The sequence below is a fragment of the Chryseobacterium sp. SSA4.19 genome, assembly GCF_022601875.1.
Taxonomy (GTDB): Bacteria; Bacteroidota; Bacteroidia; order Flavobacteriales; family Weeksellaceae; genus Chryseobacterium.
On record NZ_JAKVIP010000013.1, the window covers coordinates 71,502 to 95,436 of the forward strand.

A 23,935-nucleotide genomic window follows, 5' to 3' on the forward strand; every position below is an offset into this window, starting at 1 on the left:
GACTTATTAAAATCAATACTAAAAAGATGAATAAAGTAAAATTAGGAAATCAGGGTTTAATCATTCCGAATATCGGTTTGGGATGCATGGGAATGACCGGTTTTGGGGATGCTGATATGTATGGCAAATCTGACGAACAAGAAGCGATTGCCACCATTCACCGTTCTTTGGAATTGGGTGGTAATTTTCTCGACACGGCTGATTTGTACGGTCCTTTTAAAAATGAACAGCTTATTGCGAAAGCCATTGAAGGAAATCGTAACGAGTATATTCTTGCCACGAAATTCGGTTGGGAGATTGATGACAATGAACAAATCACCTGGAAAATCAATGGACAAAAAGATTATGTAAAAAAATCGATTGAACGTTCTCTGAAAAATCTGAAAACCGATTACATTGACCTGTATTACATGCACCGCCTCGATAAAAATGTTCCTGTTGAGGAAACGGTAGGCGCGATGAGTGATTTGGTGAAAGAAGGGAAAATCGGGTACATTGGCTTGTCGGAAGTTTCTTCTGAAACCGTGAAGAGAGCGCACGCGGTTCATCCGATTTCTACGGTGCAAAGTGAATATTCTTTATTTGAAAGGACGGTGGAAGAAAAAGGGGTGATTGAAACTCTGAAAGAATTGGGGATTGGTTTTGTAGCATATTCTCCGCTGGGAAGAGGATTTTTATCAGGACAGATTAAATCGATTGACGATCTGCCTGAAAATGATTTTCGAAGAGGAATTCCGCGTTTTCAGGAACAGTATTTCCACAAGAATATTGAATTGGTGGAAGCGATTGAGAATTTGGCTAAAGAAAAAGAAATTACACCTTCACAATTGGCTTTGGCTTGGATTATCAGTAAAGGAATAATTCCTATTCCGGGAACGAAGCGCAGAAAATATCTTGAACAGAATATTGAAGCCAGCCAAATTGTTTTGAGTGAAAGCGATATTGCAAAACTGGAAAGTATTGTACCTTTAGGAACGGATACGGGTAATCCTTATGATGAGTTCAGTATGGGACTTTTGGATTATTAATTTTTATCTGAAATTAAATTATTGTAGTTGGTCATTCTGACGATGGAAGAATCTCAGCTTTATGGTAGGGATTCTTCACTCCATTTCTGTACTGTTCTTAAACGCAATTCCATTGTGTCCCGTCTTGATCGAACTTCTTTTTATACAGAGGTATGAAGAATAAAAAAGCGAGAATGGAAGAAGGATAAAGGCGACCAAAACTACGAAATGGTTCGCCGTCAAATAATTATTACTTTTACTATTTAGAATTTCAAATTATGAACACGATACAATCTATTTCCCAGTTTCACAGGTTATTATCGCTTCCGGAACCGAAGCACCCGATGGTAAGTGTGATTAATCTTTCGGAAGCCGTTTTCTCTGAAGATGAGGTTTGGAAAGGCTTCGTGAGCCGTTATTACTGCGTTGCGCTGAAACGTACTGCGACCGGAAAAATAAGATACGGACAACAACATTACGATTATGATAAAGGTGTTCTGAGTTTTACGGCGCCCAATCAGGTTCAATATCTCGATGTGACCGCTATGGATTGCAGGAACACAGGCTATTTGCTGATTTTTCACGAAGATTTTTTGCTGAAACATTCTTTGGCGACTACGATTTCAAATTATGGATTTTTCTCCTATGCAGTGAATGAAGCCTTACATCTCTCTGAAGATGAGGAAAATGATTTACTTGAAATTCTGAATAAAATTGACAAAGAATGTAGTCATATCGATAAATATACGCAGGAAATTATCCTTTCGCATATTGAAACTTTGCTCCAGTACTCCAACCGCTTTTATGAGCGGCAGTTTATTACGAGGAAAAACAGCAACCATCAGTTACTGGTAAAATTTGAAAAGTTTCTGAATAAATATTTCGATAAAGAATCGTCTGAAAAAGGATTATTGACCGTTCATCAAATTGCTGAAGCAATGAATCTCTCTCCGAATTACCTAAGTGACCTTCTGCGTGTTCACACCGGACAAAATACGCAGCAACACATTCACGAAAAACTGATCAGCAAAGCGAAAGAGAAACTTTCCACGACTGAACTTTCAGTAAGTGAGATCGCTTATGAACTGGGATTTGAGCATTCGCAGTCTTTTTCTACCCTGTTTAAAAAGAAAACAAGTGTGTCGCCTTTGGAATTCCGGCAGTCGTTTAATTAGGTTTTATGCTCTCGCAGGTTGAACTGATGACGCAGATTTTTTAATTATCTGTTTGATTTGCTCAATCTGCGAGATTTTATTTATTTTCAAAAACATCTTCTCTGATATTTTTTTTATGCGTTCTTCCCCATTCTGAAAGTGCCATAATCACATGTTTCAATGTTCTGCTGTAATCTGTGGAAATATATTCTACGACCACAGCTATCTGTTTGGAATCTACTACTTTTTGACGAAACTATTGAGTTCTAAATTCTTCAACTCATTTGAAATTAGTTTTCTAATTTTACTTTCCAAAACATCTTTCTTTATATAGTTTCATGCCTTCTGCCTGCTCCAATTCATTTAACTTTTTCAAAGCGACACAAGCAACATCTGTTTTGTTTTGAGAAAGTGAAATAGAAACTACATTATACAAGGCATCAGTATTAGTATTATCATATTCAAAAGCCTGATTGAAAAAGTGAACGGCATTATCAAATTTTTGACTTTCAATCGCTTTATAACCTTTACCGAAATTTTCTGAAGAAGTAAATTTATTTTTTATCACAGGAATAAATACTTTGGTTTCTTTTAAAGGAATTCTGCCGGAAAAAGAAATACTGGCAGTACCTTCATCCTGTTTACTGTGAAAGCGATATGGAATAATTATTTTTTCAAATCGCTCAAATCCCATAACATTCCAAGCTTTGAAGTTTTCCTGTAAAGCTGTTTTGAATACATCAACAGTGGCTTGATTGTTTTTACTTAGCTTTTTATTATCCGTTATTACCTCAACTTTCTGTGCTTTGGGAAAAATAAAAATCTGCCCTTCCAAAGTAACATCGTGATTAAGATCTTTTTTCATAAGAATACTGGTAATGTCGGAAATAAGATCTTTTTTCAAAGCAGGAGTCATATCCCGAGCAGTAATTACGATTGAATCACTCTTTTCGTTCTTCACAAAATCGTTCATAAGAATCTCCGTATTTACAAACCGCATTCTTTTTATTTTGTCAGGAGAAGTTTTTACCTCCCAGCTTTCTACTACAACTAATGAATCTGCTGTAAGCTTTTCAATCTGATAAACTGTCTTACCAGACATCTTTATAAAACTGTTTTCAACTTTAATGTTATTGCATTTATTTGCTGCTAAAAACCACGGATCAATATTTTCACACAATTTATTTCCATTAAACTTCCACACTAAAGGTCGATAAGATTCTTGCGACAGATCTCTACTGCCATCCACCATTTTAGACTGTATCCGTGTCCATGATGAGTTTGAAAGAGAATTCGTGTTATCTTGCGAGCTGACAGATAATGAAATGGAAAGAAATAAAATCAATAAAACTTTAAACATAAACATGGATTTTTTCAGCACAAAACTACACAAAATTGTGATTTGAAAATTAGATATTGTGTGTTTTTTAGATTTTATCTGACACTTTTACCCAAATAAAAAGCGGGTAAAAAACCCGCGCCTATTGATATTTATTATTCCACTTCAAAAAGCAACCGCTCTCCGAATTTTTTTTCGTTGATGTTTCCGTTTTCATAAACCAGATTTCCATTGACGAAAGTATGCGTCACTTTAGAATGAAATTCAGTTCCTTCCAGCGGGCTCCAACCGCATTTGTAAAGAATATTTTCTTTTTCAACCGTCCAGTTTTGATTCAAATCAACCAAAACCAAATCTGCTTTATAGCCTTCTCTGATAAAACCGCGTTTTTCAATTCTGAACAAAATCGCAGGATTATGAGCCATTTTTTCAACGATTCTTTCCAGAGAAATTTTGCCGTTTATATAGTTTTCCAACATCACCATTAAAGAATGCTGCACCAAGGGTGCTCCGGAAGGACATTTTGTATACACATTCTGTTTTTCTTCCCAAGTGTGAGGTGCGTGGTCAGTTGCAATCACATCGATTCGGTCATCCAGCAACGCTTTCCAGAGTGCGTCTTTGTCTTTTTGAGTTTTTACAGCTGGATTCCATTTGATCAACCCGCCTTTTGTTTCATAATCTTCATTGGTAAAAGTCAAATGATGCACACAAACTTCTGCTGTAATTTTTTTGTCTTTTAAAGGAATATCATTTCTGAAAAGTTCCATTTCTTTCGCAGTCGACAGATGGAAAACATGAAGTCTGGCTCCTGTCTTTTTGGCCAGCTCCACCGCTTTCGAGGAGGATATATAACAGGCTTCTTCACTTCTTATCAAATGATGAAATTTTACGGGAATATCTTCACCATATTCATCCAGATATTTCTGAGTATTTTCTCTGATGGTCGCTTCATCTTCGCAGTGAACCGCAATCAGCATTTTGGTATTACTGAAAATATTTTCCAGAGTTTCAGGGTTATCAACCAGCATATTTCCTGTTGATGAGCCTAAAAACAATTTAATTCCGGGAACATTCCTCGGGTTGGTTTTTAAAACTTGCTCTAAGTTATCATTGGTTCCACCCATCATAAAACCGTAATTGGCAAAAGATTTTTGAGAAGCGATTTCATATTTATCAGCCAATAATCCCTGCGTTACCGCGTTCGGAACGGTGTTCGGTTGTTCAATAAAACTTGTAGTTCCACCTGCAATCGCAGCACGGGACTCCGTTTCAATATCACCTTTATGTGTCAGACCTGGTTCACGAAAATGTACCTGGTCATCAATAACTCCGGGTAAAATATATTTTCCTATTCCATCAATAACCTGGTCTGCCTCTTCAGAAATATGAGGACTTATTTTAGAGATTAAATCATTTTCAATAAGAATATCGCTTTCAAAAGTTTGTCCTTCATTAACGATTTTTACATTTTTGATTAAGGTCTTCATTTTAACTTAGAAATTAGATGTTAGATCTTAGAAGTTAGTTTTGATATTGAAAATTAAAAAGTGTAATTACTAATTTCTAACTTCTAATCTCTGACTTCTATAATAAAACAAAATTAACGTTTATGAATGAATTTTAATGACGGTGATCAAAATCAATTTCTAAATATTTACATTTGCAGAAAATTTCACATTTTGAAATCAGAGATTCCATCTGACTGAGAAAAATAAAATAACAGATGAAAAAACTGCTGAACGAAACCATTATATATGGAATTGGGGCCATTATGCCCAGAGTGATTCTATTTATTTTAAATCCCTTATATATTGACCAGATTGATAAAAAGGATTTTGCCATATTCTCAAATCTTTATGCATTAATTTCTTTTGTCAATATTCTTTTATCTTTTGGGTTTGAGACCGCTTTCTTTCGGTTTTCATCCGATAAGGATAATCAAAAGAAAACATTTAATACCTCATTTTGGTTTTTGTTTGGATTATCAACACTTTTCCTGCTAAGCTGTCTTATTTTTGCACAACCAATTGCAGACACTTTAAAATACTCTTCGAATCCGGAATACATCATATGGTTTGCATGGATTGCATTTTTTGACAGCCTTTGTGTGATTCCTTTTGCCTGGCTCCGTTATAACAATAAGCCAATAAAATATTCATTGGTAAGAGTATTACAATCTCTCTTCCAGACTGTTTTAACACTTGCATTATTTTTATATATCCCACTGCACCTATCCCAAAATTTTGGTTTAAAGGAAAAAGTTTCTTTTCCTTTCTACAGTAACCTGGCAGCAAGCTTTTTAGGCGTTGTTCTGTTAATGCCTGTGATTTTCAAAGTCAGATTTGAGTTTTCCGCTGATCTTTTCAGGAAAATGATAAAGTATTCATGGCCCATTATGATTGCCGGATTAGCTTTTATGTTTAATGAAAACTTTGATAAAGCCATTCAAATCTGGTTCATTCCTGAAGAAGATGCCGGAGCTTATGGTGGTTGTTATAAATTAGCCGTCTTGATGACCTTGTTCGTAACAGCCTACAGAATGGGAATTGAGCCTTTTTTCTTCAAACAGATGAATAATGAAAATGCGAAGATAACCTATGCCAAAGTTACTGAGTATTTTACATTTTTCGCATCAACCGTTGCCATGGCAATCATTGCCAATATCTCATGGTTAAAACAAATACTGATCCCCAACAGCTCATATTGGACAGCAATTGATATTATCCCGATTATTGTAATTGCCAATTTGTGTTTTGGGATTTATTACAACTTTTCAACCTGGTATAAAGTAACGGACAGAACTAAAATAGGAACTGTTATTTCCTGGCTGGGAGCCGGTTTAACCATTGTATTAAATTTAATATTCCTGACAAAATTCGGATTTATGGTCTCAGCTTGGGTAACTTTTATCGCATATTTTGTCATGATGATAACATCTTATTTATTAGGTCAAAAATATTATCCTATTCCTTATCGCATTAAGAAAATGACATTGTTTTTAGGAATGCTGATGATATTCAGCTTTGTACTCGTAAGGTATTTTGACTATAATTTATGGATTGGAAACCTGTTTTTCCTAATCTATTCCGGAATTTTAATGTACTCCGAAAAAGACATGCTCTTATCAAGAATCAAGAGATAGATACCTGACTCTTACAATCCATTAAAAAATATAGATTAAAAGAAATATAATCGATCGGTAATCCATCGTTTTATCACTATCTTTATCAGAAATTAAGACTGACTAAACAAAAACATACTTACATATTTATGAAAATTATTGTTCCAATGGCTGGACGGGGTTCCAGATTACGTCCCCATACATTAACCGTTCCTAAACCCCTTATCCCTATTGCCGGGAAACCGATTGTACAGAGATTGGTAGAAGATATTGCGAAAGTTGCAGGAGAGAGCATTGAAGAAGTTGCATTCATCATTGGGGATTTTGGTCCTGAGATTGAAAAATCCCTCCTTCATATTGCTGAAAAATTAGGAGCGAAAGGGAGTATTTATTACCAGAATGACCCTCTTGGAACAGCACATGCCATTAAATGTGCCGAACAGTCAATGAGCGGAGATGTGGTTATTGCCTTCGCCGATACACTTTTCCGTGCAGATTTCGTTTTGGACAAAAATTCAGACGGTGTTATCTGGGTAAAAAGCGTTGATGACCCTTCCGCTTTCGGCGTGGTAAAATTGGACAACTATGGATTTATTACAGATTTTGTTGAAAAACCCCAGACTTTCGTTTCAGATCTTGCCATTATCGGCATCTATTATTTTAACAGTGCTGAAACCCTGATGAATGAAATCAACTATATCATGGATAATGATATTAAAAACGGAGGAGAATATCAGCTGACAACCGCATTGGAAAACCTCAGGGCAAAAGGGGCAAAGTTCTCTCTTGGTAAGGTAAACGACTGGATGGACTGCGGAAATAAAAATGCAACTGTAGAAACCAACAGTAAAATCCTGGAATATGAAAGAGAAGAAATGTCAACATATCCTACGTCTGCCCATATTGAAAATTCCCTGATTATTCAACCATGTTTTATCGGAGAAAACGTAAAGATTTCCAATTCAAAAGTGGGACCCGGCGTTTCTCTGGGAAATAATACCATTGTTATCAATTCAAACATTGAAAACTCTTTGATTCAGGAAAACACAAAAATCAATCACGGAAACCTATCCAATTCCATGATCGGGAATTCCGCACAGTATTTTGGAGTATCCAGAGAAATTTCTTTAGGAGATTATTCTGTACTTGATTTTTTGTCTAAATAGACTGATCTATAAAAATTTAATTCAGATAAGTATAACAAACCACACAAAACATTTTGTGTGGTTTGGCGTTAATATTGCAACATTTTTTAATTTGAAAGATAATAAGATAAACAGATGAAAAACTGGATTATAGCACTGTCATTGATTCATTTGGTAACTTCCTGTAAAACGAGAAATTCTGCTAAGAAAAATGACAGGAGCATCAAAGCGGATAGTGCTTTCGTTTTAGATGATAATAAGAGCCCTAAAGTTGTAAGTGAGCCGGTGAGAGATAAATTCACATTCTTTGAACATGTACTAATACCGCCTGCATTTGAACAGATTAAAATCAGCAGTAAAGTAAATGTGCAGACGGGAAGTTTTGTTCCTGCACTGGATGCTACGATTTATATTGAGAAAGATAAAAAAGTATGGATGAATCTTCAGGCTTTTATAATAACAGTTGCCCGGGGAATAGCCACCCCTGAAGGCATCAAAGGGCAGGATAAAACCAGTAAAACCTATATTGATTCCGACTTTGATTATCTAAATAACCTATTAAATGTTAATTTCATCGATTACAAAGCTCTTGAAAAAATTTTAATAGGAAGAACTTTTGTTAAAATTAATGACTCACAATTTACCCTGACTAAAAATGCCCAGGGCTTTAAAATGGAATCCAATGTCAATCAGAAAATCGTGACTGATGAAAAAACGAGGGAATATAAAATTATACTGCAGTATGATACAAACTATGATTTGTTATCAGTAAGTCTGAAAGATGTTTTAACGCCTGATGAACTTGAAATATCATACAGCAATTGGGAAGAAATCAATACAATCCGTCTGCCTAAAAATGTTAAAATAATTATAAAAGGCTCAAAAAGCAGCCAAATTCTACTGGAAAATACGAAATTTGACTTTTCCAGGATAGATACACCTTATTCTGTCCCATCCAGTTATAAGAAAATTGAGATTCGATGATTAAAAAATTTAGCTTTTTAATAGGTATTTTATTGTTCGGGCTGCATCATGGACAAAGCGGTAAAAAGGAACAGTTACAAAAACAAAATGCCGAATTAAAAAAACAAATTGCTCAGATAAATACAGATTTAGCAAAGACGAGAAATGAATCTAAACTTTCGGTAGCTTATCTTGATAATGTTAATAAAAAATTGGCGTTGAGAGAAAAAGTGTACACCAATACCCAAAAAGAAAAAAGATTTATTGAAGACGAAATCTATCTTCGTCAGTTAGATATTAACCATCAGAACAAAGAGCTTAAAATACTTAGGGAAAATTATGCCAGGGTTTTGGTAAATGCTTATAAAAACAAAGGAGTCCAGAACAAAGTGACTTTTATTCTTTCCGCTAAAAATATGGGAGAGGCCATCCGAAGAGTTCAGTATCTGAAGCAGTATTCTGACTACCAGGATAAAAAAGCAGCAGAAATCTCCAATGTTGCAGCAAAAATAAAACAGAGTATCGCTCTAAAACAGAATTCTGTTAAAGCAAAAGCCAATTTGCTGGTCAATCAACAAAAGGATCTTACTACTATTAATGCCGAAAGAGCTCAAAAAGAGCAATTGGTATCGGATTTCAAAAAGAACGAATCCAAACTGACTTCAGAACTTAGGCAGAAACAAACCCAGTCTAAGACATTAGAGGGGCAGATCAGAAGTATTATCGCGGAAGAGATAAGGATTGCAAAAGCTGAAGAAGAGGCCAGAAAAAAGGCAGAAGCAGAAAAGATCCGTTTGGCAAAAATAGCTGCCGAAAGAGAAAAAGCAAGAATAGAAGCAGAAAATAAAATCAGGGCTGAAGCACTGGAAAGAGAACGTCTGGCTGCTGAAGCTGAAGCCAAAAAAGCAGCAGAACTCGTTGCAAAAAGAGCAGCGGAAGAACGCAAACGTAATGAAGATGCTGCTAAAGCTGAGGCTACCACCAGAGACGAAGCCCGAAAGGTGGCTGCTAAAAAGGCTTCCGATGAAGCAACTATGAGAGCCAAAGAAGCGACCGAAAAATTAGCAGCTGCCAGAGCTGCAGAGGCTGCACTTACAAGAAAAAAAGAAGATGACAAAAAAGCAGCTGAATCCAAAGCCATGACAAGCTATGGTGTTACAACGGTTGCCGGAAGCAATTTTGCTGATAATAAAGGGCGCTTAGGATATCCTGCAGATAAAATAGGGCAGATTACCCACCGTTTCGGAAGACATCCTCACCCGGTTTTTAAAAATATTGATGAGGAAAATAACGGTATTAAGATTTCAGTTCCTTCCGGAACACGTGCAAAATCTGTATTCCCAGGAACTGTTTCTTCAGTACTCGCAAATAGTGACGGTACCAAAACGGTTATTTTAAAACACGGGAATTACTTTACAATTTATTCCAATCTGGGAAGTGTAAATGTATCCAAGGGACAACAGGTTTCGGCCGGAACTCCGGTTGGAGTGATCGGACAGGATTTTGACGGTACTTATACACTTGATTTCCAGGTATGGAACGGAAGCACACCAGTAGATCCATTAGGTTGGGTTTCCTATTGATAAAAAGATTAACTTTGTAAAAAAATTAAGATGAACACATTAACAATACTTTCCTTATCGTGGCAGCATATCCTGATTGTAGCCATACTTCTTTTATTACTTTTCGGAGGTAAAAAAATTCCTGAATTGATGAGAGGCGTAGGTTCCGGTATTAAAGAATTCAAGGATGCGGTAAAAGAAGAGGACAAACCGGGCTCTGAGAACAAAACAACCAACAATAACTCTTCAGGCAACTAAAAATTCTCTATACCGAATGAATTTTACAGAAACTGCATGGCAAGTTTTCAATCGATCTATTGAAGATTATCATGTGTATGATGACGTTAATACTTTAATTAATAACCCGTTCGAAAAAGATACTTTGGAACGGATTTTGTATGCAAAGAACTGGATTGATACCGTTCAGTGGCATTTGGAAGATATAATTAGAGATGAAAATATTAATCCGGCTGAAGCTCTTCAACTGAAAAGAGCGATTGATGCTTCCAATCAGAAAAGAACTGATCTGGTAGAGTTCATAGACAGTTGGTTTTTAAATAAATACAAAAATATAATTCCTAAACCTGAAGCAAAGATCAACACCGAGACTGTCGCATGGGCGGTAGACCGGTTGTCTATTCTTGCACTCAAAGTTTATCATATGTCATTAGAGGCCAACAGAGATTCGGCATCAGAAGATCACAGAGCCAATTGTCAGGCAAAGCTGGATGTTCTTCTTGCCCAGCATATGGATCTTTCAACTTCTATTAATCAGTTGCTTTCTGATATTGAGAACGGTGATGTTAAGATAAAGGTGTACAAACAAATGAAAATGTACAACGATGAAAGTCTTAATCCAATCCTCTATCAAAAGGGGCAAAAATGAAAAGACTATTTTTTTATGGAATTATACTGATTATAACATCCTGTGCAACGGAAAAACCTAATTTTTCTCCGCTGTCAGCCAGTTTCTATAGTGAATCCAAAGGATCTGATTCCGACAGAAGTACAAAAAACAACATCGACATCAGCATAAAAGGAAATGTAAATGCATCTGAGATTTCCAATCTTATTGCTACCTTTCCGAATTTTAAGAATAATGCTTTAAATAATGAAATCACTACATTAAAATATAGCCTGCAGAATTATTTGTATGCGATTGACATAAATAATCCAAGCGGAAAGAAAAAGGCTATCCGTGATTTTGAAAAGTCTTATAAAAAAATTCAGCAGTTGAGAAAAAATATTGACACTGATGATAATGAAGTACTTAACCGATATCTGGTAAGGTTAAAAACCAATATTTCTGTGATTGAAGATTATATTAAAGAAAATCAAAATTAATTAAGAGGTATTAATCGATGATTAAAATTCAGGCAGAATCCAATGTGCCTACTGAATACGGTACGTTCCGAATGATTGCATTATCCGAAAACGAAAATGACTGGATGCCTCATATGGCCATCGTTGCTGAAAATACAGATTTCTCAAAACCTGTTAACGTACGTTTCCATTCAGAATGCATTACCGGAGAAGTTTTCCATTCAAAAAAATGCGAATGTGGTCAACAACTCGATGCAGCAATGAAATATGTCCATGAAAATGGAGGCATTATTATCTACCTGCGCCAGGAAGGAAGAAATATTGGTATCATTAATAAGCTTAAAGCATATTCTTTGCAGGAACAGGGCTTTGATACTGTAGAAGCCAATTTAAAACTAGGACTTCCCGCTGATGACAGGAACTTTAATGTGGCTATTGAAATTTTAAATTTACTTGGTATTAAGGAGATCAATCTATTGACCAATAATCCTGAGAAAGTAAAATTTGTTGAGGAAAGCAATATCCATCTTAACTCAAGAATCCCTTTACAAATTCCGGCAAATGAAATCAGCAGAGGATATCTTCAGACCAAGAAAGATTATTTCGGTCATTTTTTAATTGAAGATAATAATAAATAGCCAAAATATAATTTAAATAAAAAAGCTCCGAAATCACTTCCGGAGCTTTGTAATTATAAAAAATTGAAAGGATATTCTTAATTAACTTTTACATTTTTTACATTAGAATCATTAAGATTATAATATTTGATTACTGCATTGTAATCACTTGTATCAACTGCAGAAGTCCCTTTTGCTGCACTTGCAGGAACAAGAACTATTCTGAATCTTTGGTTGCTAAGATATTGAGTAGCTTCAGAAGCGTTTAATGTAGCCAAATCAAAATTTTCATCATCTATTCTTACCTGTACATTTTTACTGTCAAAAACAAAGTTATACTGAAACTCTCTGTTACTTGAAAGATACATCATTTTAGGAATCTGTTGCCATGAATCACCTAACCACCTGTATACAAGTACCACATCTGTACCCTGAATATTAATACCCTGCGTAAATGCATAGCCATTTCCATTATTGAAAGACCCTGTAACGTCAGCAACTTTTGAGTAGGTATCGAAATCCTCATTATCATCTTTACAGCTGAATATAAATAAGCTAACAAAAGCCAGCAACAGCATTGGAAGAAATTTTTTCATTTTATAAAAGTTTGTTTATTATATAGATCGTATTCAAATCATATACCAAAAATTAAAAAAACATTGTTTTCATCCTTTTTTTAATTGTATTTTTGTTATTATTGAATATTATGAAGAAACTGGTTTATACTCTGGTCTTTGTTTCCTTATTCTTAAGCCTGAAACTCATGGCTCAATACCAGCCAGCAAACCTTTCCAAAAAAGATGTAAAGAAGGCACATCACTGGGTCGAAAAAACGTATCAAAATCTTTCACAGGATGAAAAGCTCGGGCAATTGTTCATTGTAGCTCTTTATACCAATAAAGGAGAAGCTGAGATCAATGCAGTCAGGAATATTGTGAATAATGATAAAATAGGAGGATTAATTCTCATGCAGGATGATGCAGCAAGAGAGATTAACCTTGTTAACGAATTCCAGCAAAAATCAAAAGTCCCTATGATGATCGGGATGGATGCAGAATGGGGCGTGTACCAAAGAATTCCCACAGCCCATAAATTTCCTTGGGCAATGACTCTGGGAGCCATACAGGATAAAAGCTTAATTCAACACATGGCTGCTAAAATCGCCGAAGACTGCCACCGTATGGGAATAAACTGGGATTTTGCACCTGTAGTAGATGTCAATACCAACCCAAACAATCCGATTATCGGCAACCGCAGTTTTGGATCAGATGTTGATAATGTGATCACTTCTGCTTTGTCATACTCAAATGGGCTTCAGAATAGCAATATCTTAGCGGCAATCAAGCACTTTCCGGGACATGGTGATACAAGCACCGATTCTCATTTGGACCTACCGGTCGTTTCGCATAATTCAGAAAGATTAAATACGGTAGAATTAGCACCTTTTAAAGCCTTGATGAACAAAGGGATCGGCGGCGTCATGGTGGCTCATTTGTATGTACCTGCCCTGGAATCAGGAAAGGGGATTCCGGCTTCGGTTTCAACAAATATCGTTACAGGATTACTGAAGGAAAAGTTGGGTTATAAAGGCCTGATTATTACCGATGCCCTGAATATGGGAGCGGTAGCCAATAAATATAAACCCGGTGAACTTGATGCCATGGCTTTTAAAGCAGGCAATGATATTATGCTGTTTTCACAAGGAGTTTCAGAAGGAAAAAAATTAATTCAGAAAGCGATAGATAACGGAGAAATCCCACAATCAAGAGTAGAAGAAAGTGTAAAGAAAATTCTTCTTACCAAATATTTTTTAGGACTGGATCAGTATACACCAAGAAATCCGGAAAACATCAATACGGATCTGAATAATGATTCACATCAGATTTTGGTGCAGAATTTATATTCAAATGCTTTAACTTTATTGAAAGATGATAAGAAACTGCTTCCTTTAGATGGAAAAGAAGTCTATTATGTTCCGTTAGAAGAAGCTCCTTATCAGACTTTTGCCAGCCGGTTAGGCTCTGGTATACTCATTAAAAAAGCAGGTGAAATTAATACCATCCCTGTTAATTCTACTGTACTTGTCGGTTTCCATAAAGATAATTCCACCGCATATAAGCCCTATAAAATTTCTGAAGCGTCTAAAAAGATACTATATGACCTGGCAAAGAACCAAAATGTCATCCTGAATGTTTTCGGCAGCGCGTATGCATTAAAAGACATTGATATCTCTAAAATTTCTACGGTTCTTGTAGCTTATGAAAACAATGATGACTCGATGAAAGCAACAGCCGATGCCCTTAACGGAAAAACAAAAATAAGGGGCAGGCTTCCTGTTTTGGTCAATGATCATTTGAAAGCGGGATCCGGGATAGACTTTAATCCGAAAGCTATAAAATAAAGTGAGTACACAGCAGTTACATCAAAAAACAATTATATAGTAATGAAAATAGGTATACTTTGCTATCCGACCTACGGAGGAAGCGGAATTGTAGCAACGGAGCTGGGAATGTCCCTGGCAAATAAAGGCTACGAAGTTCATTTTATAAGTTCCGCCCTTCCTGCAAGACTGGATATTACCAATCCGAACATTTTCTTTCACCGCGTGAATGTTCAGACCTACCCTCTTTTCCAATACCAGCCCTATGATATTGCATTGAGCTCAATGATCTACCGGGTTGTTAATCTTTATAAATTAGATTTACTACATGCCCACTATGCAATTCCTTATGCATATGCTGCTTTTACGGCAAAACAGATGCTGAAGGAAGACAATACCGATATTCCTCTGGTTACCACCCTTCACGGAACGGATATTACGCTGGTAGGACAGCATCCAAGCTATAAACATGCAGTAGAATTCTCTATCAACCAGTCGGATGCAATAACGTCCGTATCAGAAAGCCTTAAAAGAGACACGCTTCAGTTTTTCAAAATAAAGAAAGAGATTCAGGTCATCACCAATTTCATTGATAATTCGGAATTTGAAGAACGCAGCGATTGCCAGCGGACCCAGTTTGCGAATCCTGATGAAAAAATCCTTATTCATGTTTCCAATTTACGCCCGGTAAAACGTGTAGACGAAGTGCTTCAGATTTTTAAAAATGTCCAGAAAAAGGTAAAATCAAAACTTATCATCATCGGCGAAGGGCCGGATATGGAAAAAGTAAACCAGTTCCTGGAAGAAAATCCTGAACTGATTTCTAAAATCCGCTTATTGGGTAAGGTCAATGACCTTTATAAAATCCTTCAGCTTTCAGATGTGTTTTTATTACCCTCTGAACAGGAAAGCTTTGGTCTGGCTGCACTGGAAGCAATGGCCGCCAATACACCTGTAATCAGTTCCAATGCAGGAGGAATTCCTGAAGTGAATATTCAGGGTGAAACAGGATTTCTGGCAGAAATAGGAAACGTGGAAGCGATGAGCAATTATACCATTAAGCTGTTGAGCAATGAAGAACTTTTGGTCCAGATGAAGAAAAATGCAAAAGAACAGGCCATTAGATTTGATCTGCAAAATATACTGCCCGTGTATGAGGAAATGTACAGAATAACGATAGAAAAGTTTAAAAAGGAAGTTACCCTTATGTAGTTATACAATAAGTTTTCTAAAGTATATAATAAAGCATCCTTTTGGATGCTTTTGCTATTGTAATTTCTGAAATCTTAAAGATAGCATCCTTAATTTAGCAGCTTAGCTTTGTTTTTAAAATAACTTATTAATAGTAACTACTAAGAAATGAGCAAAATATCTTGAATCTTGAATTAAAAAATTTCCTAAATTAGTTGTAACACAAAAACACAACTGATGACCGAAAAATTATTACAGTATCTCTGGAATTTCAAGATATTCAGCAATTTCGACTTTAAAGATGTTAAAGGCAATGATGTTGAAATTATAGAATATGGAAAATGGAATACCAACGCCGGCCCGGATTTTCTAGATGCGAAAGTGAAAGCCCGTAATATCCTGTTGGCCGGTCATGTTGAGCTGCATGTAAAATCTTCCGACTGGATTTTCCACAACCATTCCCAGGATCCCAATTACCAAAATATTATTCTGCATGTGGTTTTTCATCATGATACTGAGATTGACGAGCTTACTGACAATCATATTCCGACCTTGGAACTTAGAGATTATATTGATGAAAATATCCTGCGGAAATATGAAAAGCTGACAGCCGGCAGTCAATTTATCCCTTGTGAACCTATTTTTAGCACTTCTAAAATATCCATTAATTTCCATGAGGGAAATGTCCTTAAAAAACTGGAAGAGAAATCCATTGAATTTGAAAAAAGTTTAGAGCAGTTTAAAAATAATTTTGAAGCCGTCTTATTTCAAAGTCTTGCCTATTCTTTCGGATTAAAGGTGAATGCATTTATTTTTAAACAGATTGCAGAAAGCATTGATTTCAGTATCATCAATAAAATCAGGCAAAATCAGCTTCAGTTGGAAGCCTTATTATTCGGAATTTCCGGTTGGCTTGAACATCCTGAAGACGAACAAATGACTTTATGGAAACGGGAGTTTGACTTTATCAGAGCGAAATTCAGCATTCCGGATGTACAATTCCGTCCCAAATTTTTAAGGCTCAGGCCGCCAAATTTTCCCACCATCCGCCTGTCCCAGTTAGCAAGCCTTTACAACAGGCATCAAAACCTGTTTTCAAAAATCATTCATATCAAACATGCTGATGGTTTGTCTGAATTATTTAAAGAGGTAAAAGCTTCGGAATACTGGAACAATCATTTTAATTTTGGAAAAGTTTCAAAGGTAAAACAACCTAAAACCCTGACGAAAGATTTTATGGAACTGGTTATTCTTAACACTGTCCTCCCACTGAAATATACTTATCATAAATACCATTATGAAGAAACGGCAGATGAAATAATCCGTTTTTACCAAAGCCTGTCTGCAGAAAAAAATTCAATAACAGATGAATGGAAAAGATTAGGCGTACCGGTAAAAACCGCGCTGGAAAGCCAGAGCCTCATTTTTCATTACAACCACTCATGCGAAGAAAAAAATTGCTTAAATTGCAGCATCGGATTCAAACTTTTAAAAGATTCTTCAGATGCTTGACAATATGCGCCATAAAATGGAAAGAGAATGGTTTGGTGTTCTTACGAGAACAGGTGCCAAATTGGGAATTCCTGTATCTAAACTGAGGATTTTCTTTATATACTCCACATTTGCAACCGCCGGTTTTTTCTTCCTGATCTATCTTGGGCTGGCATTTACCCTTTGGGTAAAAGATATTTTTATTACCAGAAGGCCCAATGTTTTTGATTTATAAGTATGGAATTCTTACAAATTACATCACCTGAAGACTATAGATTCCAGGAAATCTATGATTCTTATTGCTCTTCCTTCACTGAAGATGAGAGAAGAGACAGAGATAAGCTGGCTTTGCTTTTTTCAAATCCGAAAGTAAAAATAATTTCCGTTTTACATGAAACAAAAAATATAGGTTATCTGATCCTATGGCAACTGAGTACCTATAGCTTTGTAGAACATTTTGAAGTATTTGAGAAATTCAGAAGCCAGAAATTAGGCTCTCACATCACCCGGTATTTATTTGAGAATCATCCCCGGATTATTCTTGAAATCGAGCCTGAATATTTAGGAGAAAATGCCAAAAGAAGATATTCTTTTTACCAGAAAAACGGATTCAGCCTGATTGATGAAATGTATGTACAGCCAAGCTACGGAAAAGGAAAAAGACCTTTAAATTTATGGTTATTGGCAAATTATACTCCTGAAAATCTACAGGAAGTGAAGGATGAAATTTATGATATTGTATATCACTAAAAATAAAACCGAAGCCTATAACTTCGGTTTTACTTTATAAACTGAATTGATTTTAGCAGATGATGCAAATAAGCCTCTTAAATCAATCCACTTCATATTCCAGTTTAATGGTAATGTTTGCTTCTTTTTCTTTAGAAGAAGTATTAAAAGTTCCGCCATAAGAATACTCTTCATTTGAATTGGGTGCCGTAATCTGAATCACGCCTGTGGTTGCTTTCTTAAGACTTCCAAGATGACTTCCGGAATTTTCCGCTATTTTTTCGGCACGCTCTCTGGCATCTTTTGTTGCAGAGGCAATCATTTCCTGTTTAACAGTAGCCAGTTTTGTATAAAAATAATTTGGAGAGGAAGAGGTAAATTCAATACCACGATTAATAATTTCAGTAATATTTCTGGAAAGATTTTCAATTTTTGCCACTTCCTTACTTTCAATCGAAACTTTCTGAGTCAGATTATATCCCGAAAATTCACCCTGAACATAATTTCCGTTTGTATCATTATAACTTCTGAACTGCTTTTGAATATCAACTGAAGAAAAAACAATTTCGCTTTGCCTGATCCCTTTGGAGACGAGATAATCATTAATTATTTTCCTATCCAAAGCCAGTTCATCATAAGCCGCCTTCAGATCAGGATTATTTTTAGAAAAGCTTCCTGACCAGGTAATCAGATCGGAAGTGAATTTCTTAGTACCCAAACCTGTTACCGAAATCGTATTTTCAGATTTATTCCTGTTTTTAATCGCATTCCCTAAGAAAGCAAGACCGATGATAAATCCGAGGGCTCCCGTAGCAACGGCAATAATATTCTTATTCATAAATCATTGATTTTAAATACCTAATAATGATTGATTAATTTTTCAATGCATCAAATTTTATTCCAGTCTTCATGTATATTACCGTTTACTTTCGTTAAGCCTTGTGGTAAATACCTTAATCATTCCATCCATTCTGGACAAAGCACCCGCCAGGTTTTTCGCTCTTACAAAAGTTCTTGTCTGTGGTCGTGTAAGAAATGAAAACCCGATGAATTCTGAAATTCTTTCTTCAGGAATTCCTTCCTTTGTAAAATATTCATCATCTACCCTGTTTCTTATCCATGCAATATCTTCCTGAAGATCATCATATCTATATTGCCGCTTCTGTCTTCTGGCCTTTCCGCTGATGAGATCATACATTCCCTGAACATTCAGCTGGCCCAGAATTATCGGCACTAAAACTTCTTTTACTTCGGCAGGCTTTTCACGCATTTTTCCGACAGGCTGCGGAAGTCCCACTGCATCCTGAACCATTTTTCTCTGGTCGGTTCGAGCCGCAGCTTTAGCATCCTTGTTAAGGTCTCCTGTTATCTTGGTTACCTTTACTTCTTCAATATCACGGGCCACTCTAATCAACCTGATCAAAAGAAATTTCCCGACACCATGACTTGCTTTTATGGAAGCTCTTTCATAACCGGTTTTTACAAACCTGATTTCATCATCATGCAAAGCCGCTATAGAAAAAGTACCGTCAGCTAATGTAGATACCTTTTCATCGGTAGACATATTGATTACTGCAACAGCAGGAAGATCAATTCCCTCTTCATCGGTAATCTTCCCTTTGATAATTTGTGAAAAAGCAGGACTAAACAATACCGTAAAAAGCAGGATTATTAAAAACCTTAATTTTTCCATTGGTCAGTATTATTGATCATTCAGGTTATCTTTGCGTTTGCGGTGCTCTGTAGGATGAAATTCTCATGAGAACCGCTCTCTGAAACCTCATCAGATCGGCATCACTGCAGAAACCATATTTCAGGATTTTCTTTCTCTCGAAACCTCCGGCTAAAACATAATGAATAAAATGCGGGACCAGTACTTTGTCAATTTTCAAATCTATAAAATACTGTTCTCCGAGAGCATTGGCCAGGTAATTGGTAAGATCTATATCATCCCACTTGTTTTTTACTTTTCCGATGGAAAATCCCTGCCCTTTCGGCTGAACAAATTCGCCGGGCCTTGCAGCCATTATTCTCGGATCAGATTTTTGTGACATATAAACAGCCAGATCACTTTTCAGTTTCTGAACTTTCTTCGGCGGATTCATATTTCTGGAATCAATCCTGATGTCTCCCGTTATTTCTTTTTTGATTTCAACTTCGGCAATCAGCGTGGCCGCCCTTACTAAGGTGACATTGACGGGAGCGCTTATTGTTTCTTTTGTTATTTTCCGGTTAGAACGCTCGTATCCGTTTTTTACGAAACGCAGTTCATCTCCTGCCCTTCCCGAAATCATGAAATGTCCGTCACGGTTGGTGAAGACCCTTTCGTCTGTCCGGATATTGATAACGGTTACATCGGGAAGCTCATTTTGGTCTTCAGAAGTAGTTTTCCCGAAAATATAATCCTGGGCATTGGTGTGGACGAAAAAAAAAGTAAATAGAATAAAGAATAGTTTAAGTTTCACAGGCTGTTTTTTATGAGACAAAACTAAAGTTATTTTTTACTTTTTCCACAAGTTTAACCACAGTTAACGTGTTTTAGGATTTCTTTTAGAGTTTTGGTTTTAAAACTGTTAAATAGCCTTTGCAAATTGTTAAAGTTTCATTTAAAAATTAGCTAACTTGCATTCTCAATTCCTTCTCAAATGCAAAATTCTTACACTGTCATCAATGCTTCGGCTGGTTCGGGGAAAACATATGCGCTCGTTCAGCGTCTTCTGATGATCTGCCTGCGTTATCCGAATCAGCAGCATTCGATCAGGAATATTCTGGCGCTGACGTTTACCAACAAAGCGGCAAATGAAATGAAGGAAAGGATCTTGACCTGGCTGGGCAACTTTTCCGCGGATAATTTTGCAGAAAACGGAGATCTGAAAAACATTCAGAAAGCTTTTGAAGAACAGGGCTTAAAAATTACCATTGATGAGCTGCACCACCGTGCAAAAAAAATGCTGGATTATGTGCTCCACAATTATTCTACACTGAACATCGGAACCATAGACCGCTTTAATTCCCGGCTGGTAAGAAGCTTTTCACATGAGCTGGGTCTGGCTAAAAATTTTAATCTTGAGATTGAGGCAGAGCCGTTTTTGATTGAAGCGGTTGACAAAATGCTGGACCAGATCGGGGAAAATGAAATGATCTCCGATTCATTTATGGATTATGTGGATTACAGCCTGGAGAATAATGAAAGGATCAATTTAAATAAAAGCCTCTACGGCTCAGCAAAAGAATTTGTAAAAGATATTCATTATGAACATCTTAAAAACAACAAAGACTTTGATACGGCCAATTATGAAAATATAAAAAATACATTGCGGAAAGAAATTTCAGCCGGCAAAAAACAAGCTGTAGAATTGGCTCTAGAATCCATAGAGCTATTCAAATCCAGAAATATTGAAATCGAGGATTTTGCGCAGGGAAAAAACGGGATAGGCGGTTTTTTCACAAAAGTCATCGACTTTTACCAGCAAAAAAGGCCGGGGTTTCCTTTCCCGACAACAGCAGAAGAATCAGTGGTGAATAATTACCGGAAAGGGGCTTCTTCCAAAGCAAAAAATAAGGAATCTGATATTTTTGAAATCCTGGATCAGCTGCTGGATAACAGGATGAAGCTGATTTTGCTGTATATTGAAACACAGAAAAAAGAGAAAATCTTATCGGCGCTTCTTCCCCTGAAAGTAAACAAGGACATCCAGGATGAGCTTAAAAAGATTGAAGAGGAAAATGATCTCGTTTTACTTTCAAAATTCAATATTCTTATCAATGAGAATCTCAGGAACGAGCCGTCTGCCTTCATTTATGAGAAAGTGGGTTCACAGTTCCAGCACTATTTCTTTGATGAGTTTCAGGATACTTCTGAGCTTCAGTGGCAGAATTTCCTTCCGCTGAGAGATCATTCCGTATCCACGGAGAATACTTCTTTTACCCTGGTGGGCGACCCCAAGCAGAGTATTTACCGTTTCCGTGGCGGAGAAAGCAAACTGATGCTCGATATCATCAACAAAAAAGAGATTTCTCCTAAAGAAGCCGAACTGTTTGTGCTGAAAGACAACTGGCGAAGTGCAAAAAACATTGTAGCATTCAACAATGATCTGTATCGGTTTCATTCAGATACTTTGGAGGAAGAGCATAAAAATATTTTCGGGACAGATGCTGAGCAGAATCCGAAATCCTCAATTGAAGGCCGGGTAAAAGTAAATCTGATTGAAAACTTAACTAATGAAGATTTTTATACTGATACTTCTGAAAGGATGCGGAAAGATATCCAGGAAATTTTAGACAACGGTTTTAAATTTTCAGACATCACCATTCTCTGCCGCGGCAATTTTGATATTTTCAGTTATTCACAGAAGCTGGGAAATCTTAAAGTAACTTATAAAGGAGAGAAAACCAACATCAAAACCATTTCAGACAAAGGTCTTACTTTGGAATTGTCCAATACCTTGAAAGCGGTGATTGAGTTTTTAAAATGGGAGACCAATCCGAAAAACAGGCCCAATCTGATTATGATGATGTATTATCTGAATAAATTGGGAAGAATCCACATGGCAGATTTTACCTTGGAAATGAAAGAAATCCTGAATATTGAATCACATGAAGATGTATTACAGTTTATTCACCATACGTATGCATTACGTCTGAAACAGGATAATTTTCCAAGGTTCAATTTGTATAATTTTGTGGAGTATTACATCAATGAATTTTCAGTAGAGCATAAAGAAACGGATTTTCTTCTCAACTTTTTGGAAATGCTCTTTAACTTTACCCAAAATGCAGGGGCCAGCACAAAAGAATTTCTAAAATATTGGGATGAAGAAGCTTCGACCTATACGATTCAGGCTTCAGAAAATATTGATGCAGTACAGATTATGACCATCCACAAGGCAAAAGGATTGGAATTCCCGGTTGTCTTTATCCCGATGATGAATAAAAACCGTGATTCAGAATTCACCAATTGGTTTGACACCACACAGGATACTGCATTAAAATCGGTAAATATCAATCATTTCAGCAAAAATCTGGAAGTATATGATGAAGAAATACAACACTTTAACAGGCAGAATTCCTATAAAAATTTTGTAGACAGGCTTTGCCTTCAATATGTGGCTACAACACGTCCGGTTGAGCAGCTGTTTTTTTATATCCAGAAAGCCAATAAAACCTCGAATAATTTAGAGCTCTTAGAATTTCTGCAATCTAAAAATACAGACAACCTGGATGAGTTCGACCTGTATGACACCCATCCTGATATGCTGAAAAAGCGTACAAAGGATAAAACCTCATCCTTCAAAACAAAAGACATTCGGATCCTGAAAAATATAGATGAAAAAAGCACATCGATAAAAATTGCTACTCCTTCAAAAAACTACCAGGTAAAGAATAAAAAGGTAAGAATAGGCCTTTTTGTACACGAACTGTTGTCACAGATCAATACGGCTGCAGATATCAGAAAGGTATTGGAATGTTATGTACTGGAAGGACAGATCAGTGTTGAAGAGAGCTTGCAGATCAGTCACGATTTACATCAGATCATCGAAACATATGCTGAATTCTTTGACGGAAAATGGGAGATTATCAATGAAAGGGACATTATGATTTCAGAGAACGGCGAGAGCCGGGTTTACAGGCCTGACCGCCTGCTGAAGAATAATGAAGGCTACATTATTGTTGATTTCAAAACCGGAGAAGAAAACCGCAAAGATGAAAGGCAGATTGAAAACTATAAAAATATTCTGGAAAAATTAGGAAGAAAAGTTCTTAAAACACAGCTCATTTACTTATAATACATTCTACGTAAAGTCCAGACATTCATTTATTATCTGCTATTGACCTATATTTTGATGTGATTAAAATATAAAGGTCTTATTACTGAATGACGAACAAAACCCAACTTAGAAAATCCTTTCA

At 36.3% G+C, this 23,935-nt stretch carries 23 protein-coding genes; 16 read left to right on the forward strand and 7 right to left on the reverse strand.

Going from position 1 to position 23,935, the window contains the following annotated elements; all coding sequences use genetic code 11:
* The first annotated feature begins 26 nt into the window (after nt 1-26).
* Both MKJ01_RS10780 and MKJ01_RS10785 read left to right on the forward strand, forming a co-directional pair.
* Nucleotides 27-1,028: an aldo/keto reductase gene (locus MKJ01_RS10780; protein ID WP_241613919.1), complete on the forward strand. Its 1,002-nt coding sequence runs from the start codon at nt 27-29 to the stop codon at nt 1,026-1,028.
* Nucleotides 1,029-1,285: 257 nt separating this feature from the next.
* Entirely contained in the window at nt 1,286-2,182 is an 897-nt protein-coding gene (locus MKJ01_RS10785; RefSeq protein WP_241613917.1) for an AraC family transcriptional regulator, read from the forward strand.
* 76 nt (nt 2,183-2,258) lie between these two features.
* Here the strand turns inward: MKJ01_RS10785 and MKJ01_RS18835 are convergent, their stop codons facing one another.
* The 3 genes from MKJ01_RS18835 to MKJ01_RS10795 form a co-directional block, all read right to left on the reverse strand.
* Nucleotides 2,259-2,381, reverse strand: a complete 123-nt coding sequence (locus tag MKJ01_RS18835) for a hypothetical protein (protein WP_302850485.1) — start codon at nt 2,379-2,381, stop codon at nt 2,259-2,261.
* Nucleotides 2,382-2,465: 84 nt separating this feature from the next.
* Nucleotides 2,466-3,521 (reverse strand): hypothetical protein, encoded by a 1,056-nt coding sequence (locus tag MKJ01_RS10790; RefSeq protein WP_241613916.1) that lies wholly within the window; start codon nt 3,519-3,521, stop codon nt 2,466-2,468.
* A 134-nt stretch (nt 3,522-3,655) separates the two neighbouring features.
* Nucleotides 3,656-4,990 (reverse strand): dihydroorotase, encoded by a 1,335-nt coding sequence (locus MKJ01_RS10795; protein WP_241613914.1) that lies wholly within the window; start codon nt 4,988-4,990, stop codon nt 3,656-3,658.
* Between the two features lie 236 nt (nt 4,991-5,226).
* Between MKJ01_RS10795 and MKJ01_RS10800 the strand changes: the two genes are divergently transcribed.
* The 8 genes from MKJ01_RS10800 to ribA all read left to right on the forward strand — a co-directional run bounded on the left by MKJ01_RS10800 (nt 5,227) and on the right by ribA (nt 12,255).
* On the forward strand, nt 5,227-6,645 hold the full coding sequence (locus MKJ01_RS10800; protein ID WP_241613911.1) for an oligosaccharide flippase family protein: 1,419 nt from the start codon (nt 5,227-5,229) through the stop codon (nt 6,643-6,645).
* A 128-nt stretch (nt 6,646-6,773) separates the two neighbouring features.
* Nucleotides 6,774-7,790 carry a sugar phosphate nucleotidyltransferase gene (locus MKJ01_RS10805; protein WP_241613909.1) on the forward strand — a complete coding sequence of 339 codons (1,017 nt, stop codon included), beginning with the start codon at nt 6,774-6,776 and terminating at the stop codon, nt 7,788-7,790.
* A gap of 114 nt (nt 7,791-7,904) precedes the next feature.
* Nucleotides 7,905-8,753 carry a DUF4292 domain-containing protein gene (locus MKJ01_RS10810; protein WP_241613907.1) on the forward strand — a complete coding sequence of 283 codons (849 nt, stop codon included), beginning with the start codon at nt 7,905-7,907 and terminating at the stop codon, nt 8,751-8,753.
* Entirely contained in the window at nt 8,750-10,315 is a 1,566-nt protein-coding gene (locus MKJ01_RS10815) for a peptidoglycan DD-metalloendopeptidase family protein (RefSeq protein WP_241613905.1), read from the forward strand. Before MKJ01_RS10810 ends, MKJ01_RS10815 begins: the two co-directional genes overlap by 4 nt.
* Before the next feature lie 30 nt (nt 10,316-10,345).
* Entirely contained in the window at nt 10,346-10,552 is a 207-nt protein-coding gene (locus MKJ01_RS10820) for a twin-arginine translocase TatA/TatE family subunit (protein ID WP_241613903.1), read from the forward strand.
* Between the two features lie 16 nt (nt 10,553-10,568).
* On the forward strand, nt 10,569-11,180 hold the full coding sequence (locus MKJ01_RS10825) for a DUF4254 domain-containing protein (protein ID WP_241613901.1): 612 nt from the start codon (nt 10,569-10,571) through the stop codon (nt 11,178-11,180).
* Entirely contained in the window at nt 11,177-11,638 is a 462-nt protein-coding gene (locus MKJ01_RS10830) for a hypothetical protein (RefSeq protein ID WP_241613899.1), read from the forward strand. The genes MKJ01_RS10825 and MKJ01_RS10830 overlap by 4 nt, the downstream gene beginning before the upstream one ends.
* A 17-nt stretch (nt 11,639-11,655) precedes the next feature.
* A complete protein-coding gene (ribA, locus tag MKJ01_RS10835; RefSeq protein WP_241613898.1) occupies nt 11,656-12,255 on the forward strand; it encodes a GTP cyclohydrolase II in 600 nt (199 codons plus the stop codon).
* 77 nt (nt 12,256-12,332) lie between these two features.
* Here ribA and MKJ01_RS10840 read toward each other — a convergent pair whose 3' ends face one another.
* The gene (locus tag MKJ01_RS10840; protein WP_241613896.1) at nt 12,333-12,830 is read right to left on the reverse strand and encodes a hypothetical protein; all 498 of its coding nucleotides are present in this window, start codon (nt 12,828-12,830) and stop codon (nt 12,333-12,335) included.
* A gap of 110 nt (nt 12,831-12,940) precedes the next feature.
* Here MKJ01_RS10840 and MKJ01_RS10845 point away from each other — a divergent pair, with 110 nt between their 5' ends.
* The 5 genes from MKJ01_RS10845 (at nt 12,941) to MKJ01_RS10865 (ending at nt 18,046) form a co-directional block, all read left to right on the forward strand.
* Entirely contained in the window at nt 12,941-14,635 is a 1,695-nt protein-coding gene (locus tag MKJ01_RS10845) for a glycoside hydrolase family 3 protein (protein ID WP_241613894.1), read from the forward strand.
* Between the two features lie 42 nt (nt 14,636-14,677).
* Nucleotides 14,678-15,826 carry an N-acetyl-alpha-D-glucosaminyl L-malate synthase BshA gene (gene bshA / locus MKJ01_RS10850; protein WP_241613885.1) on the forward strand — a complete coding sequence of 383 codons (1,149 nt, stop codon included), beginning with the start codon at nt 14,678-14,680 and terminating at the stop codon, nt 15,824-15,826.
* 216 nt (nt 15,827-16,042) lie between these two features.
* Nucleotides 16,043-17,317 carry a DUF2851 family protein gene (locus MKJ01_RS10855; protein ID WP_241613876.1) on the forward strand — a complete coding sequence of 425 codons (1,275 nt, stop codon included), beginning with the start codon at nt 16,043-16,045 and terminating at the stop codon, nt 17,315-17,317.
* The gene (locus tag MKJ01_RS10860; RefSeq protein WP_241613874.1) at nt 17,310-17,531 is read left to right on the forward strand and encodes a hypothetical protein; all 222 of its coding nucleotides are present in this window, start codon (nt 17,310-17,312) and stop codon (nt 17,529-17,531) included. Before MKJ01_RS10855 ends, MKJ01_RS10860 begins: the two co-directional genes overlap by 8 nt.
* A gap of 2 nt (nt 17,532-17,533) precedes the next feature.
* Nucleotides 17,534-18,046, forward strand: coding sequence for a GNAT family N-acetyltransferase (locus MKJ01_RS10865; RefSeq protein ID WP_241613872.1), 513 nt, complete (start codon nt 17,534-17,536; stop codon nt 18,044-18,046).
* A gap of 82 nt (nt 18,047-18,128) precedes the next feature.
* Here the strand turns inward: MKJ01_RS10865 and MKJ01_RS10870 are convergent, their stop codons facing one another.
* The 3 genes from MKJ01_RS10870 to MKJ01_RS10880 all read right to left on the reverse strand — a co-directional run bounded on the left by MKJ01_RS10870 (nt 18,129) and on the right by MKJ01_RS10880 (nt 20,490).
* Nucleotides 18,129-18,863 carry an SIMPL domain-containing protein gene (locus MKJ01_RS10870; RefSeq protein ID WP_241613869.1) on the reverse strand — a complete coding sequence of 245 codons (735 nt, stop codon included), beginning with the start codon at nt 18,861-18,863 and terminating at the stop codon, nt 18,129-18,131.
* 78 nt (nt 18,864-18,941) lie between these two features.
* Nucleotides 18,942-19,718: a carboxypeptidase-like regulatory domain-containing protein gene (locus MKJ01_RS10875; RefSeq protein ID WP_241613867.1), complete on the reverse strand. Its 777-nt coding sequence runs from the start codon at nt 19,716-19,718 to the stop codon at nt 18,942-18,944.
* A 25-nt stretch (nt 19,719-19,743) separates the two neighbouring features.
* Entirely contained in the window at nt 19,744-20,490 is a 747-nt protein-coding gene (locus MKJ01_RS10880; protein WP_241613865.1) for a hypothetical protein, read from the reverse strand.
* 180 nt (nt 20,491-20,670) lie between these two features.
* Here MKJ01_RS10880 and MKJ01_RS10885 point away from each other — a divergent pair, with 180 nt between their 5' ends.
* A complete protein-coding gene (locus MKJ01_RS10885) occupies nt 20,671-23,811 on the forward strand; it encodes an exodeoxyribonuclease V subunit beta (protein ID WP_241613862.1) in 3,141 nt (1,046 codons plus the stop codon).
* The last annotated feature ends 124 nt before the right edge of the window (nt 23,812-23,935 follow it).

Bases quoted from the DNA above. Each gene is read 5' to 3' on its own strand.
- MKJ01_RS10805 (WP_241613909.1), top strand. From the start codon at position 6,774: ATGAAAATTATTGTTCCAATGGCTGGACGGGGTTCCAGATTACGTCCC.
- MKJ01_RS10865 (WP_241613872.1), top strand. From the start codon at position 17,534: ATGGAATTCTTACAAATTACATCACCTGAAGACTATAGATTCCAGGAA.
- MKJ01_RS10825 (WP_241613901.1), top strand. From the start codon at position 10,569: ATGAATTTTACAGAAACTGCATGGCAAGTTTTCAATCGATCTATTGAA.
- MKJ01_RS10795 (WP_241613914.1), bottom strand. From the start codon at position 4,990: ATGAAGACCTTAATCAAAAATGTAAAAATCGTTAATGAAGGACAAACT.
- MKJ01_RS10785 (WP_241613917.1), top strand. From the start codon at position 1,286: ATGAACACGATACAATCTATTTCCCAGTTTCACAGGTTATTATCGCTT.
- MKJ01_RS10870 (WP_241613869.1), bottom strand. From the start codon at position 18,863: ATGAATAAGAATATTATTGCCGTTGCTACGGGAGCCCTCGGATTTATC.
- MKJ01_RS10820 (WP_241613903.1), top strand. From the start codon at position 10,346: ATGAACACATTAACAATACTTTCCTTATCGTGGCAGCATATCCTGATT.
- MKJ01_RS10860 (WP_241613874.1), top strand. From the start codon at position 17,310: ATGCTTGACAATATGCGCCATAAAATGGAAAGAGAATGGTTTGGTGTT.
- MKJ01_RS10810 (WP_241613907.1), top strand. From the start codon at position 7,905: ATGAAAAACTGGATTATAGCACTGTCATTGATTCATTTGGTAACTTCC.
- MKJ01_RS10780 (WP_241613919.1), top strand. From the start codon at position 27: ATGAATAAAGTAAAATTAGGAAATCAGGGTTTAATCATTCCGAATATC.
- MKJ01_RS10840 (WP_241613896.1), bottom strand. From the start codon at position 12,830: ATGAAAAAATTTCTTCCAATGCTGTTGCTGGCTTTTGTTAGCTTATTT.
- MKJ01_RS10885 (WP_241613862.1), top strand. From the start codon at position 20,671: ATGCAAAATTCTTACACTGTCATCAATGCTTCGGCTGGTTCGGGGAAA.
- bshA (WP_241613885.1), top strand. From the start codon at position 14,678: ATGAAAATAGGTATACTTTGCTATCCGACCTACGGAGGAAGCGGAATT.
- MKJ01_RS10790 (WP_241613916.1), bottom strand. From the start codon at position 3,521: ATGTTTAAAGTTTTATTGATTTTATTTCTTTCCATTTCATTATCTGTC.
- MKJ01_RS10855 (WP_241613876.1), top strand. From the start codon at position 16,043: ATGACCGAAAAATTATTACAGTATCTCTGGAATTTCAAGATATTCAGC.
- MKJ01_RS10845 (WP_241613894.1), top strand. From the start codon at position 12,941: ATGAAGAAACTGGTTTATACTCTGGTCTTTGTTTCCTTATTCTTAAGC.
- MKJ01_RS10815 (WP_241613905.1), top strand. From the start codon at position 8,750: ATGATTAAAAAATTTAGCTTTTTAATAGGTATTTTATTGTTCGGGCTG.
- MKJ01_RS10875 (WP_241613867.1), bottom strand. From the start codon at position 19,718: ATGGAAAAATTAAGGTTTTTAATAATCCTGCTTTTTACGGTATTGTTT.
- MKJ01_RS10800 (WP_241613911.1), top strand. From the start codon at position 5,227: ATGAAAAAACTGCTGAACGAAACCATTATATATGGAATTGGGGCCATT.
- MKJ01_RS10830 (WP_241613899.1), top strand. From the start codon at position 11,177: ATGAAAAGACTATTTTTTTATGGAATTATACTGATTATAACATCCTGT.
- ribA (WP_241613898.1), top strand. From the start codon at position 11,656: ATGATTAAAATTCAGGCAGAATCCAATGTGCCTACTGAATACGGTACG.